Source organism: Streptomyces sp. N35 (assembly GCF_016464295.1).
Taxonomy (GTDB): Bacteria; Actinomycetota; Actinomycetes; order Streptomycetales; family Streptomycetaceae; genus Streptomyces.
Genome location: NZ_JAEIMH010000032.1, coordinates 35,333 through 48,518, shown reverse-complemented (window position 1 = coordinate 48,518; position 13,186 = coordinate 35,333). Strand labels below are relative to the sequence as shown.

Genomic DNA, 13,186 nt, shown 5'->3' with positions numbered 1-13,186 from the left:
AAGAACTTGGCACCACCGCACCACTCGTCGTGACCAGCGGACACACGGAGCCGACCATGGGCGTACGCAAGGATCTGAAGCGGGCGAAACAGCACAGCGATCTCGCGGCCAGGGCCCGCACCGAGCTGCTCCGCGAGGACGGAGTGGTCCGCGAGGCGCGCGTGGCCGCCCTGGTCGCCGCGCAGCCCGGCGGCTCGGTCGCGGACATTCCTTTCGTCAACGCGCGGGAGGACCCCCACGCCGTGGTGGTCCGGCGCAAGGAGGCGGGCGAGTGGCGGGCGGTCACCGCGGAGACCTTCGCGCGTGAAGTCACCGCCGCAGCGAAGGGGTTGATCGCCGCGGGACTCGAACCGGGCGGCCGCGTCGCCCTGATGTCCCGTACCCGCTATGAATGGGCCGTCCTCGACTTCGCGATCTGGGCCGCCGGCGGCCAGTCCGTGCCCGTGTACGCCACCTCGTCCGCCGACCAGATCGCCTGGATCGCCGAGGACTCGGGTGCAGGCATCGTGATCGCGGAGACGGCCGAGAACCTCGCGACCGTGCGCACGGCCATCGGCGACAAGGCGCGGCTCTTCGAGCTGGACGCGGGCGCGATCCTCGAACTGGCCACGCTGGGCCGGGACATATCCGACGAGGAGGTGGACAAGCGCCGGTCCGCCCTCACCCCCGAGACCATCGCCACGGTCTGCTACACCTCCGGCACCACCGGCCGTCCCAAGGGCTGTGTGCTCACGCACGGCAATCTGCACGCGGAGGCCGCCAACACGGTCGAGCTTCTGCACCCGGTCTTCCAGGAGGTCACCGGGCAGATCGCCTCGACCCTGCTCTTCCTGCCGCTCGCGCACATCCTGGGCCGCGCGATCCAGATCGCCTGCCTCCTCGCCCGGATCGAGATCGCGCACTGCCCGAGCATCAAGCCCGACGAGCTGCGGCCCGAACTCCGCTCCTACCGCCCGACGTTCATCGTCGGCGTCCCCTACCTCTTCGAGAAGATCCACGACACGGGACGCGCCACCGCGGAGAAGATCGGCCGCGGCGCCTCGTTCGAGCGCGCGGACCGGATCGCGGTGCGCTTCGGCGAGGCGTATCTGCAGAAATTCCTGGGGACCGGCAAAGGCCCCTCGCTCGGCACGTACCTCGCCTGGGGCCTGTACGACCTGCTCGTCTACCGCCGTATCCGCAAGGAGCTCGGCGGCCGGCTGCGCTACGCGATCAGCGGCGGCTCACCCCTCGACCCCCGGCTCAACCTCTTCTTCTACGCCGCCGGAATCATCATCTACGAGGGCTACGGCCTCACGGAGACCACCGCGGCTGCCACCATCACACCTCCGCTCAGCCCGCGCCCGGGAACGGTCGGACTGCCCGTCCCCGGTACGGCCATCCGGATCGCTGAGGACGGGGAGGTGCTGATCCGCGGCGGCATCGTGTTCGGCGCGTACTGGAACAACGAGCGGGCCACGGACGAGGTCCTCGACGACGGCTGGTTCGCGACCGGCGACCTCGGCGAGCTCGACGGCGACGGCTATCTGCGGATCACCGGCCGCAAGAAGGACATCCTCGTCACGAGCGGCGGCAAGAACGTCGCACCCGCCGTCCTGGAGGACCGGCTCCGCAGCCGCCCGCCGATCGGCCAGTGCCTGGTCGTCGGCGACAACCGGCCGTTCATCGGGGCCCTGGTCACCCTGGAGCCGGACGCGGTGGCGCACTGGCTGTCCGTACGCAAGATGCCGGCCGACACCCCGCTCGCGGACGTCTGCCGCGACCCCCGCATGATCGCGGACGTGCAGCGGGCCGTGGACTACGCGAACGAGGCCGTCTCACGGGCCGAGTCGATCCGCGGGTTCCGGCTCGTGGAGGGCGAGTTCAGCGAGGAGAACGGGCTCCTGACCCCCTCGATGAAGGTCAAGCGGGGTGCCGTGATGCGGGCTTACGAGGGGGAGATCGCCGCGCTGTACGGGGACTGATCGGGTCGTGCGGGCCGGAGGCGTGCGGGCCGGAGTCGTACGGGCCTTTCGTCATGGGCAGTCGGGACCTTCGCCGTCCGTGGCCGCGCCCTGGGTGGCACACGCTGGGAGCAGCGAACTTACGGTTCCGTAAGTTACGACGGCGACACCGATCGAGGACGACATGCCGACTGCTCCGCTCCGCGCACCCGAGGTCACGGCCGACGGGGCGCCGCCCCAGGTGATCCAGGGCGGCATGGGCGTGGGCGTCTCCGGCTGGCGGCTCGCGCGTGCCGTCTCCCGTGCGGGCCAGCTCGGTGTCGTCTCCGGCACCGCGCTCGACGCGGTCCTCGCCCGCAGGCTCCAGCTCGGCGACCCCGGCGGAGACGTCCGCCGCGCGCTCGCCGCCTTTCCGGTGCCGGAGCTCGCGGCCGCCGTGCTCGAGCGGTACTACGTGCCGGGCGGGCTCGCCGAGGGCGAGCGTTTCCGTACCGAGCCGATGCTCCGGGCGGAGCGCGGCGAGGCGGGCGAACTGCTCACCGTGCTCGGCAACTTCGTCGAGGTGTGGCTGGCGAAGGAGGGCCACGAGGGCGTCGTCGGCGTCAACTACCTCGCGAAGGTCCAACTCGCCGTCGCCCCCGGCCTGTTCGGCGCGATCCTCGCGGGCGTCGATTACGTCCTGGTCGGCGCCGGGGTGCCCGCCCATGTCCCGGAACTCGCCACGCGCCTGTCGCGCGGCGAGCCGGTGACCGTGGAACTCACCGTCGACGGGGATGCGGAGCCGTACGCGCACCGCTTCGACCCGCGGTCCCTGCTGGCCGGAGGCGCGGCGGCCGCGGAGCCCGGCGCAGGCGGGCGGTGCGACGGGGGAGAGGGTCCCTGTGAGTGCGGCGGGGCGGGGTCCGGCGCGGTGCGGGGCGGTGCGGGCGGCGCCCGGCGGGTGCAGAGCGTCGAGATCGGGCCGCGTCCGGAGGCTGCGGACGGTACCGGTGCGGTCGGGGACGTATGGGCCGGGCTGCGGCGTCCCGATGTGGTCGCCATTGTGTCGCTGCCCGTCCTCGCCTCGTATCTCGCCCGCGACGAGGCCACGCGGCCCGACGGCTTCGTGATCGAGACCCACGGCGCCGGCGGGCACAGCGCCCCGCCGCGCGGTGCCCTCAAGCTCGACGCGGACGGAGACCCCGTCTACGGGCCGCGCGACGTCCCGGACCTCGCCAAGATGGCCCCGCTGCGCGACCAGGGCATCCCGTTCTGGCTCGCGGGCGGCACCGCCCACCCCGAGCGCCTGGCGGCGGCCCGCGCCGCCGGTGCGGCCGGGGTGCAGATCGGCAGCGCCTTCGCCCTCAGCGAGGACTCCGGAATGGCGGCCGAGCTGCGCGATCAGGTCAAGTCCCGGGCACGGGAGGGGAGTCTGAAGGTGCGCAACGACGCGGCGGCCTCCCCGACATCGTTCCCCTTCAAGGTCGTCGCCCTGCCGGGAACCCTCTCCGAGCCCTCCGTACAGGCGGACCGGCGTCGCGTCTGCGACCTCGGCTATCTGCGCACGCCCTACCGGACCCCCAAGGGCGCACTCGGCTACCGCTGTGCCGCGGAACCCGCGGCGGCCTTCGCCCGCAAGGGCGGCGACACGGCGCAGGCCGAGGGCAAGGTCTGCCTCTGCAACGGGCTGCTCGCCACGGTCGGCCTGGGCTCGCGCCGCCCCGGCGGCACGGTCGAACCCCCGGTGGTGACCCTCGGCCAGGACCTCGGATTCCTGGCCGACCTCAGCCCGCGCGGCGAGCCGTACTCGGCGGTGGACGTGGTCGACTGGCTTACGGGGGCGGCCGGTTGATTCCGGCTTACGGGTACGGCCGGTTGACTCCGGCTCAAGGGGGCGGCCCGTTGACTCCGGCTCACGGAGCACGCATGCGGTCCGTTGACTCCGGCCCACGGTGCGGCCGGTCGCGGTCGCGAGGGGTGCGTCAGCGCACGCCCGTCAGGTGCGCGTAGACGACCGTATTGCCCTGGTAGCCGCCTTGTACGCCAGGGCCCCCGGGCTGATACGGCCCGCCGCAGGTGATCACGCGCAGCTCGGGGCGCCCGGTCGTGCCGTACACCTTGCTGTCGGGATAGGCGCCGCCGTCGTGCAGTTCGACGGAGTCCACGGTGAAGACCGCGGTCCGTCCGTCGGCGCGGTCGACCTCGACCGTGTGCCCGGGGCCGAGCTGCGACAGGTGGTAGAAGACGGCGGGGCCGGTCGCCGAGTCGTAGTGCCCGACCGCGAGCGCCGTGCCGGCCGCGCCCGGGGTGGTGCCCTGCTGGAACCAGCCCGCCAGCTGGGGCGTCAGGGGAGACGGCACGTCGAGCGAACCGTCGGGCAGCACATCGAGACCGACCAGCATCGACTCGACACCGATGGCCGGGATCCGGATCGTCAGCGGCTGGGAGGGGGCGAGCGCGGGGACGTCGGGTGCCTGTACGTGCTGCGGAGCCGGTACGGCGATCCGCGGCGGAGCCTCGACGGCATCCGCCTTCCGCACCCCCTCGGCCGCGAACCACGCCCCGATGAGCACCGCAAGGGCGGTCGTGCCGGCGAGCGGAGCCTTGACACCGGGGAGACGGAAGCGGCCGGAGGAGGGCATGGGCACCTTCGTACGTTGCTTGCTTCTACGGGGGGTGTGGGGAGCGGAGTTGGACGGGGTCGCGCAGCCGCGGGAGTTACAAGGCCTGCGCGGACCTCGAGTTACCAGGCCTGCGCGGACCGGGAGTCACGAGGCCTGCGCGGACGGACCGGGAGATACGAGGCTTACGCGGATCCGTGCGTGAGGGCGGCTCGGCGGTTGCGGCGCCGGATCAGGAGCGCGCCGCCGACGCCGGCTGTGACGGCGAGCGCCGCGCCGCCCGCGATCTGCGCCGAGGTGTCGACCCGCTCGGGAGCGCCGCCGCCGAGCCCGGCCCGCACCCGGCCCTGCGGGATGACCTGCGGACGGGTGGCGGGCGTGGTGGGCGTGACGACCGGGGCGGTCGGACGTGTGGTGGGCACGGTCGTGGGGGCGGTGGCCGGGCTGGTCGGCGAGGTCGCCGAGGAACCCGAGATGGTGACCCGCTGCGAACCGGCCGCATCGCCGCCGGCGCAGACCACGGCCACGGTGTAGGTGCCGGGGTTCACGTTGCTCCAGGTCGCCGACCCGCTTGCGAGGAGGGCCTGCTGGCCGCCCGCGAAGCTGGCGTTGCCGCCGCCGATCAGGGAGGCGCGGCCGCCCTTGGTGCAGGCCGAGGTGGTGGCCTGCACGGTGGAGCCGTTGACGGTGACCTTGATACCGGCCGCGTTGCCGCCCGCGACCGGCTGCGCACCCTTCTTGCCCGCCTCGGCCCCGTCCTTCGGCATCAGCGTCAGTGCGGCGCCGCCCGCGAGCACGGCGAGCACTACGACCGGGGCTGCTGTGGCGACGGTCCGTCGCACGTTCCGCTGCGTCCGCATGCGTATGCCTCCAGCGAAGCCCGGGGTGGCGGCACCCTGTCCGCCGCGGTCGCCTGGCACCCGCGCTCCATCCCCTTGAGCCAAGGGCCTACAGGCTCCGTCCGCATGCGGGGAGCGGCATGAGGTGGTCGTGCGGGTGACGGGCTGGGCCGGATGGCTGACCTCGGGCACCTGCGCCCTGGATGATGGGGTGGGAGGGCGGCAGGGGCGCATCGCATCCGACACAGCCGACAGCGGACAGCGGACAGCAGTCAGCCGACAGCCGGGCAGACAGAAGTCGAAGCGCTTCGACCCTCCCTGGACGCTCCTGCGACGTGCCCATAAAGTTGCGGCGGATTGTGATCCCGCTCAGATCGATAGCAACGAGTCGAAGCGGTTCGCCGATTCGGCCAGGGGGAGGGCCCGTATGGTCACCATCGCCGAAGTCGCCCGCAGGGCGGGGGTCTCGCCGAGCACGGTCAGCTATGTGCTCAGTGGCAAGCGCGCCATCTCCACCGAGACCAGGGAGCGGGTCCGGCGCAGCATCCATGAGCTGGGCTACCACCCCAACGCGGGCGCCCGGGCGCTGGCCGGCAACCGGTCCCATGTGATCGCGCTGATGATGCCGCTGCGGACGGACATGTATCTGCCGGTGATGATGGAGATCGCCCTCGCGGTCGCCACCACCGCCCGCACCCACGGCTACGACGTGCTGCTGCTCACCGGCGAGGAGGGCGCCGCGGCCGTGCGCCGGATCGCGGACAGCGCGTCGGCGGACGCGCTCATCCTGATGGACGTGGAGCTGGACGACGAACGGCTGCCGCTGCTCGACGAGATCGCACCCCCGGCGGTGCTCATCGGCCAGCCCGCCGACCCGGCCGGACTGACCTGTGTGGACCTGGACTTCGCGGCCGCAGGGGCGCGCTGCGTGGCCCATCTCGCCGAGCTGGGACACCGTGAGATCGCCCTGATCGGCGAGGCGCCGGCGGTGTACGCACGGCATACCGGGTTCGCCGAGCGCACCTTGGAGGGCGCCCGCGCCGCGGCCCGTGAGCTGGGGGTGCGGATGCTGCACCGGCCGACCGAAGGTTCGTATGACGCGATGGCCGCGCAGATAACCCGGATCTTCGACGAGCGGCCCGGCACCACGGGTCTCGTGGTGCAGAACGAGGCGGTCGTCGAACCGCTGCTCAGCCTGCTGCGGCAGCAGGGCCGCGCGGTTCCCGAGGACGTCTCGGTCGTCGCGATCTGCCCCGAGCAGGTGGCCGCCCAGGCCTCCGTCCGCCTCACCTCGGTCGCGCTGCCCGCGCAGGAGATGGGCCGCCGCGCGGTGGAGCGGGTGGTCGACCGGCTCGAGGGCCGTGAGCATCGCACCCTCGACCTCCTCGCCCCGCACCTCACCGACCGCGCCAGCTCGGGTGCGGCACCTGTCTGAGACCGGGCACACACTTCCGCCGGTAACCACCGAACCCTTGACCACCGAACCCTTGACCACTGAACCCGTAACCACAGAACAGCGGACAAGACCGGCATCTCCGCGCGCGTGGACGCACGGGTTGCTACGGCTCAGTTGCCGCCGACGGCCCGGAAGTTGCCGCGGTTCCGAAAAAACTTGGACCCGGATTTCCGGCCCCGCGCGCACCCTCCGTCGCCCTTGCGGACGTGTGAGCTCCGATTGCTATGCTCACCGCCCCGCAGCCGCAGAAGAGGCCCCGGCGACGCGCTGAGCAGGAAGGGAGCGGACGGAAGTGGGCATAGCCCCCGAAGAGCCTGCCGTCGAGTTCCATGCCTTCTTCGAGCGCCACCACGCCGAACTCGCCCGCTTCGCCCACCTCGTGACCGGTGAGGCCGAGGCCGCCGACGACCTCGCGGCCGACGCCCTGCTCGCCGTCTGGGACCGCTGGGACCGGGTCCGCGCGGCCGACCATCCCGTCGCGTATGCCCGCGGGGTCGTGGCGAACATGGCGCGCAGCCGGATCCGCAGCGCCGTACGCGAGCGCCGCCGGGTCGCGCTGTACTGGTCCCGGCACACCGAGGACAGCGCGGGACCGGATGTCGCCGCGGTGGTCGACGTGCGCCGCGCGCTGCGCAGACTCCCCTTCCGTAAACGGGCCTGCGTGGTGCTCCGCCATGCGCTCGATCTGTCGGAACGCGATACGGCGATGGCGCTCGGGATATCGGTGGGTACGGTGAAGAGCCAGACATCCAAGGCGGTGGCCGAGCTGCAGCGGCTGCTCGGCTCCGAGGAAGAGGGAACGACCTTGCTGCGGGCGGTGGAGCGGAACCGGAGCCCTCAGGCGCCGGGCCCCGTCGCCCCTGCCCGGGAGGTCGGGCACTGATGGACGAGTTGCGCCGCGAACTGCGGTCGGCCGCCGAGCGGCATGAACCGGACAAGGCTCGCATGTGGGCCCGTATCGAACGGGGCATGTCCGAGGACACCGTCGTCACCGGCCGCGCCCCACGCCCGCCCGCGCGCGGCTGGCTGCGGGTCGCGGGTGCGGCGGCGGGGGTCGCGGGGGTGCTCGCGGTCGCGGGTATCTCGGCGACGGCGGCGATGCGGGACGACAAGCCGGGCCCGTCCGCTGTGACCTCGGCGCCGCAGCCGGGCACACCGACCGCGGACCCGACGGCGACGGTGCAGGGTTCGGCGTCCCCGGATCCGTCCCGTACGCCCGACTCGCCCTCGGACAAGGAGTCCGAGCCGGCGAGCACTCCCGACGAGTCCACGTCCGAGTCCACCCGGCCGCCGACGACCGGGGCGTCCGGGACGACGGACGGGCCGCTGTGGTCGGACGGTTCGGTCAACCCGCACAGCAACGACTTCTGGGCGCAGAGCGATGTCACGGTGGACAGCTCGAAGCCGCTCACGTCCCTGGTGGTCGAGTTGCGGATCGCGCGTACGGAGGGCGTCAAGTCCACCGGCGAATGGCGGACGCTGCCGGCGGAGGACTTCGTCTCCGACGTCGAGGAGACCGACGACTTCCTGATCTACCGGTGGACGCTCCAGTCCGGGAAGACGGTCCCGGCGGGACGCCATGTGTTCGCGGGACAGTACGACCACGAGCAGGGCGGCCGCGACGCGAAGGACGACTCGTACACGGCGGAGGCGGCCGCGGAGGGCGAACGGGCACACGTCAAGGGCGACTTCGCCCGCAGGTCCTAGCTGCCCGGCCCCGATCGCGGCAACCTTTCCCGGCCCCGTGACCACCTCCTTGTGTCAACGCACCCCCACGCAAGGAAACGTGGCATGAGTTCACGCAAGGAAACCCGTCCCCGGCACCGTCGCCGGATCACCCGTCGGCGGGCCCTGTTCGCCGGGGCCGGGGCGGTTCTGCTGACCGGTGGGGCGCTCGGCGCCACCGCGATGCTGTCCACGGCGGGCGCCGCCTCCGCCTGGCCGACGGCCAAGGGCAGCCAGGCCGTCAGCCAGTCGGTCGAGGTCTCCGGCACGCTCGACGGCGGCTACAAGCGCTACTACGGCAGCGGCGCACTCGGCGGTGGCGACCAGGCCGAGGGCCAGGACCCGATCTTCAAGCTCGCCGACGGCGCCGTGCTCAAGAACGTCATCATCGGCTCGCCGGCCGCCGACGGCGTGCACTGCATGGGCAGTTGCACCCTGCAGAACGTCTGGTGGGAGGACGTCGGCGAGGATGCCGCCACCTTCAAGGGCAAGTCCGCCTCGTCCGTTTACACGGTCTACGGCGGCGGCGCCCGCAAGGCGAGCGACAAGGTGCTGCAGTTCAACGGCGCCGGCAAGCTGGTCGTCTCGAAGTTCCAGGTCTCGGACTTCGGCAAGCTGGTGCGCTCCTGCGGCAACTGCTCCACCCAGTACAAGCGCACCATCATCATCAACGATGTCGACATCACCGCACCTGCCACCTCGATCGTCGGCATCAACCAGAACTACGGCGACACCGCGGCCCTGCGCAACGTCCGTATCCACGGTGACAGCGGCAAGAAGATCTCCCCGTGCGACCGCTTCCAGGGCAACAACACCGGCGCCGAGCCCAAGAAGATCGGCTCGGGCCCGGACGGCACGTACTGCCGCTACACCGCCGCGGACCTGATCTACAAGTAGGTCTCCGCGAAGGCCGGTTGACCGCAACCACCCAGCTCGGCCCCCGGTGCACCTTCGCGTGCGCCGGGGGCCCGGGCGCGTTGGCCGTCGGGTGCCCGGAGGGTGCCGGGTCACAACTGCGCGTACTCGTAAAGAAGTTCTGTCCGAAGCGTTGACGACGCTCCGGCTCCGCTCTAGCTTCAGCTCGTCATATTTCGTACGTCATATACGAGACGCCATACGCGATACGCCATATGCGATACGAGATACGCGATGTACGAACGGCACCCCATCTCAGACAGCGAGAGCCGAGACTTCATGACCTTCGCAGCTCCCAGCCCGATCCCGTCCAGGACCGAGTATGTCCTGGAGGCGATCAAACACGGCATCCTCAGCGGACAGCTGGTCCCCGGCCAAGCCCTGGTGGAGACCGAACTGGCCGCCCGCTTCGGTGTGTCCAAGACGCCGGTACGCGAGGCGCTGAAGACCCTGGCCGGCACGGGCCTGGTCCTCATGAGCCAGTACAAGGGCGCCACGGTGCGCATGGTCGACGCGGAGATGGCGCACGAGATCTACGACGTGCGGCTGCTGCTCGAACCCGAGGCGCTGCGCCGGGCCATCACCCGCAGGGCCGACTTCGAGGAGGCCGCCGAGGCGCTCGCACGGTCCGAGTCCGCGGCGGACGCGGCTGAACGGAGCCTCGCCAACCGGGACTTCCACCGCGCCCTCTACCTGCCCTGCGGCAACCCGCTGCTCGGCAAGATGCTGGACGAGGTCCGCGACCAGGCCGCCCTGGTCTCCGCGGTTGCCTGGGCGGCACGGCCCTCCTGGGAGAAGGAGGCGGCCGAGCACGTGCAGATCCTGCGCCTGGCCCGCGCCGGGGACGCCGATGCGGCGGCCGCCGCGCTGCACGCGCACATCGCGGACTTCGTACGGCACGCCTTTCCCGGGCAGGACGGCCCCGACAGCACGGACGGGCCCGCCGCCGCGGGTAAGGCCGGAGAGGACCATCGCGCATGAGCACCCCCGACTTCACCGCCCAGCGGACCGCGCTCGCCGACGTGGTGGCGATCCCCGTCACGCCGTTCGGCGAGGACGGCCGGATCGACGCCCCGGCGCACCGCGTCCTGCTGCGGCGCCTCATCGACGCGGGGGTGCGCACGCTCACGCCGAACGGCAACACCGGTGAGTTCTACGCCCTCGACCCCCAAGAGCGCCGCGCCGTCGTCGAGTTGACGGCCGAGGCGACCGAGGGTGAGGCGGTCCTCATCGTCGGCGTGGGCCACGAGGTGCCCACGGCCATCGACGCCGCCCGGCACGCCCAGGACTCCGGCGCGCGGATGGTGATGATCCACCAGCCGGTGCACCCCTATGTGTCCGCCGACGGCTGGGTCGACTACCACCACGCGATCGCCGAGGCCGTCCCCGAGCTCGGCGTCGTCCCGTACATCCGTGCGGCGCGGCTGCCCGGGGGGCGCCTCGCGGAGCTGGGCGCGGCCTGCCCGAACGTGATCGGTGTGAAGTACGCCGTGCCCGACCCGGTGACCTTCGCCGCGTTCGCCCGCGACGCCGGTCTCGACCGTTTCGTATGGGTCGCGGGTCTCGCGGAGTCGTACGCGCCCTCGTACTTCTCCGCGGGTGCGAGCGGCTTCACCTCGGGGCTCGTGAACGTCGCGCCGGCGCTGTCGCTGTCCATGATCGAAGCGCTTCGAGCAGGCGATCATCCGGCCGCGATGAAGGTCTGGGAGCAGATCCGCCGCTTCGAGGAACTGCGGGCCGAGGACGGCTCCGCGTACAACGTGACCGTGGTCAAGGAGGCCCTCGCCTCCCTCGGCCTGTGCCGCCGCGACGTGCGCCCGCCGAGCAGCCCGCTGCCGTCCGCGGTCCGCGCGGAGGTCGCGGCGATAGCCGGGGAGTGGTCGCTGTGAGCGAGCACACCAGCCGGGACGGGCACCCGAACCCGGATGAGCACAAGGGCCAAGAGCTGCGCAGCAGTCAGTGGTACGAGGCCGGCGGGCTGCGCACGTTCAGCCACCGCGCCCGTACCCGCCAGCTCGGCTATCTGCCCGAGGAGCACCTGGGCAAGCCGGTCGTCGCGATCGTCAACACCTGGTCGGACATCAACCCCTGCCACCAGCATCTGCGCGAACGCGCCCAGGCGGTCAAGCGCGGGGTGTGGCAGGCGGGCGGCTTCCCCCTCGAATTCCCGGTCTCCACACTCTCGGAGACCTTCCAGAAGCCGACCCCGATGCTCTACCGCAACCTCCTGTCCCTGGAGACGGAGGAGCTCCTGCGCTCGTACCCGGTGGACGGTGCGGTGCTGCTCGGCGGCTGCGACAAGACGACCCCGGCGCTGCTCATGGGCGCCGCGTCCGCGGACCTGCCGGCGATCTTCGTCCCCGCGGGTCCGATGCTGCCCGGCCACTGGCGCGGCGAGACGCTCGCCTCGGGGACGGATATGTGGAAGTACTGGGACGAGCACCGCGCGGGCCGGCTCGGGGACTGCGAACTCGGCGAGCTGCAGAACGGGTTGGCCCGCTCGGCCGGCCACTGCATGACCATGGGCACCGCCTCCACGCTCACCGCCGCCGCCGAGGTGCTCGGGATGACGATGCCGGGTGCGTCCTCCATCCCGGCGGTCGACTCGGGGCACGAGCGGATGGCCGCGGCGGCCGGACTGCGGATCGTCCCGCTGATCCGGGAGGGCCTCAAGCCCGGCGACATCCTCACCCGTGAGGCCTTCGAGGACGCTGTCACCACCGTGCTCGGACTCGGCGGCTCCACCAACGCCGTGATCCACCTGATCGCGATGGCCGGCCGCGCCGGGGTCACCCTGACCCTGGACGACTTCGACCGCATCGCGCCCACGGTCCCGGTCCTGGCCAACGTGCAGCCCGCAGGCGGCCCGTATCTGATGGAGGACTTCCACTTCGCGGGCGGCCTGCCCGGCTTCCTCTCCCGGATCACCGACCTGCTCCACCTCGACCGCCCCACCGTCGCCCACGCCACCCTGCGCGAGCAGGTGGCGGGCGCCCTGGTGCACAACGAGGCGGTGATCCGGCCGCGCACCAACCCGGTCGCGGACGAAGGCGGAGTGGCCGTACTGCGCGGCAACCTGTGCCCCGACGGCGCCGTCGTCAAGCACATCGCCGCCGAACAGCACCTGCTCAAGCACACCGGACCCGCGGTCGTCTTCGACGACTACCGCACCCTGCAGCGCACCATCGACGACCCGGCGCTCGGCATCACCGCGGACCACGTCCTCGTGCTGCGTGGTGCGGGTCCCAAGGGCGGCCCCGGCATGCCCGAGTACGGGATGCTGCCGATCCCCAAGTACCTCCTCGAACAGGGCGTACGGGACATGGTGCGGATCTCCGACGCCCGGATGAGCGGCACCTCGTACGGCATGTGCGTGCTGCATGTCGCGCCCGAGTCGCACGTCGGCGGACCGCTCGCCCTGGTGCGTACGGGAGACCTCATCACCCTTGATGTGGCGGCCCGTTCGCTCTCCCTCGACGTGGACGACGCCGAGCTCGAGCGCCGCCGCGCCGAGTGGAGCCCGCCGCCCGAGCGTTACGAGCGCGGCTACGGCGCCCTGTACGCCGAGCACATCACGCAGGCCGACACCGGCTGCGACTTCGGCTTCCTCGCCCGCCAGGGCGCTAATCCCGAGCCCTACGCCGGCTGAGAGCCGCTGCACCTCCCGTAACTGCCCGAGATGTCGAACGACGTCCGCGAAGCGCTTCG

11 protein-coding genes are annotated in these 13,186 nt (G+C 72.0%); 9 read left to right on the top strand and 2 right to left on the bottom strand.

The features are described from left to right. Positions 1 to 56: 56 nt before the first annotated feature. Together JAO81_RS19225 and JAO81_RS19220 are read left to right on the top strand one after the other, a co-directional pair. Positions 57 to 1,964, top strand: coding sequence for a long-chain fatty acid--CoA ligase (locus JAO81_RS19225; RefSeq protein ID WP_199549107.1), 1,908 nt, complete (start codon positions 57 to 59; stop codon positions 1,962 to 1,964). A gap of 163 nt (positions 1,965 to 2,127) precedes the next feature. Continuing rightward, positions 2,128 to 3,774, top strand: coding sequence for a nitronate monooxygenase (locus JAO81_RS19220; protein ID WP_199549106.1), 1,647 nt, complete (start codon positions 2,128 to 2,130; stop codon positions 3,772 to 3,774). A gap of 130 nt (positions 3,775 to 3,904) precedes the next feature. On the opposite strand, the gene JAO81_RS19215 is transcribed toward JAO81_RS19220, so the two are convergent. Further along, the gene (locus tag JAO81_RS19215) at positions 3,905 to 4,564 is read right to left on the bottom strand and encodes a class F sortase (protein WP_199549105.1); all 660 of its coding nucleotides are present in this window, start codon (positions 4,562 to 4,564) and stop codon (positions 3,905 to 3,907) included. Positions 4,565 to 4,728: 164 nt separating this feature from the next. Continuing rightward, complete coding sequence (locus JAO81_RS19210; protein ID WP_199549104.1) at positions 4,729 to 5,403, bottom strand: hypothetical protein; 675 nt, start codon at positions 5,401 to 5,403, stop codon at positions 4,729 to 4,731. Between the two features lie 406 nt (positions 5,404 to 5,809). Between JAO81_RS19210 and JAO81_RS19205 the strand changes: the two genes are divergently transcribed. The 7 genes from JAO81_RS19205 (at position 5,810) to araD (ending at position 13,127) form a co-directional block, all read left to right on the top strand. Beyond that, the gene (locus JAO81_RS19205; protein WP_199549103.1) at positions 5,810 to 6,817 is read left to right on the top strand and encodes a LacI family DNA-binding transcriptional regulator; all 1,008 of its coding nucleotides are present in this window, start codon (positions 5,810 to 5,812) and stop codon (positions 6,815 to 6,817) included. A 313-nt stretch (positions 6,818 to 7,130) separates the two neighbouring features. Beyond that, a complete protein-coding gene (locus tag JAO81_RS19200) occupies positions 7,131 to 7,721 on the top strand; it encodes a SigE family RNA polymerase sigma factor (RefSeq protein ID WP_199549102.1) in 591 nt (196 codons plus the stop codon). Further along, entirely contained in the window at positions 7,721 to 8,545 is an 825-nt protein-coding gene (locus JAO81_RS19195) for a hypothetical protein (protein WP_199549101.1), read from the top strand. The genes JAO81_RS19200 and JAO81_RS19195 overlap by 1 nt, the downstream gene beginning before the upstream one ends. Positions 8,546 to 8,629: 84 nt before the next feature. Continuing rightward, positions 8,630 to 9,460 carry a pectate lyase gene (locus JAO81_RS19190; RefSeq protein ID WP_199549100.1) on the top strand — a complete coding sequence of 277 codons (831 nt, stop codon included), beginning with the start codon at positions 8,630 to 8,632 and terminating at the stop codon, positions 9,458 to 9,460. Positions 9,461 to 9,757: 297 nt separating this feature from the next. Further along, the gene (locus JAO81_RS19185; RefSeq protein ID WP_199549099.1) at positions 9,758 to 10,459 is read left to right on the top strand and encodes a GntR family transcriptional regulator; all 702 of its coding nucleotides are present in this window, start codon (positions 9,758 to 9,760) and stop codon (positions 10,457 to 10,459) included. Continuing rightward, positions 10,456 to 11,367 carry a dihydrodipicolinate synthase family protein gene (locus tag JAO81_RS19180; protein ID WP_199549098.1) on the top strand — a complete coding sequence of 304 codons (912 nt, stop codon included), beginning with the start codon at positions 10,456 to 10,458 and terminating at the stop codon, positions 11,365 to 11,367. Before JAO81_RS19185 ends, JAO81_RS19180 begins: the two co-directional genes overlap by 4 nt. Continuing rightward, positions 11,364 to 13,127, top strand: a complete 1,764-nt coding sequence (gene araD, locus JAO81_RS19175; RefSeq protein ID WP_199549097.1) for an L-arabinonate dehydratase — start codon at positions 11,364 to 11,366, stop codon at positions 13,125 to 13,127. The genes JAO81_RS19180 and araD overlap by 4 nt, the downstream gene beginning before the upstream one ends. The last annotated feature ends 59 nt before the right edge of the window (positions 13,128 to 13,186 follow it).

What these genes read in the sequence shown, in the direction of transcription:
- JAO81_RS19220 (WP_199549106.1), top strand. Translation starts at nt 2,128, where the DNA reads ATGCCGACTGCTCCGCTCCGCGCACCCGAGGTCACGGCCGACGGGGCG.
- JAO81_RS19210 (WP_199549104.1), bottom strand. Translation starts at nt 5,403, where the DNA reads ATGCGGACGCAGCGGAACGTGCGACGGACCGTCGCCACAGCAGCCCCG.
- JAO81_RS19190 (WP_199549100.1), top strand. Translation starts at nt 8,630, where the DNA reads ATGAGTTCACGCAAGGAAACCCGTCCCCGGCACCGTCGCCGGATCACC.
- JAO81_RS19195 (WP_199549101.1), top strand. Translation starts at nt 7,721, where the DNA reads ATGGACGAGTTGCGCCGCGAACTGCGGTCGGCCGCCGAGCGGCATGAA.
- JAO81_RS19180 (WP_199549098.1), top strand. Translation starts at nt 10,456, where the DNA reads ATGAGCACCCCCGACTTCACCGCCCAGCGGACCGCGCTCGCCGACGTG.
- JAO81_RS19215 (WP_199549105.1), bottom strand. Translation starts at nt 4,564, where the DNA reads ATGCCCTCCTCCGGCCGCTTCCGTCTCCCCGGTGTCAAGGCTCCGCTC.
- JAO81_RS19205 (WP_199549103.1), top strand. Translation starts at nt 5,810, where the DNA reads ATGGTCACCATCGCCGAAGTCGCCCGCAGGGCGGGGGTCTCGCCGAGC.
- JAO81_RS19185 (WP_199549099.1), top strand. Translation starts at nt 9,758, where the DNA reads ATGACCTTCGCAGCTCCCAGCCCGATCCCGTCCAGGACCGAGTATGTC.
- JAO81_RS19225 (WP_199549107.1), top strand. Translation starts at nt 57, where the DNA reads ATGGGCGTACGCAAGGATCTGAAGCGGGCGAAACAGCACAGCGATCTC.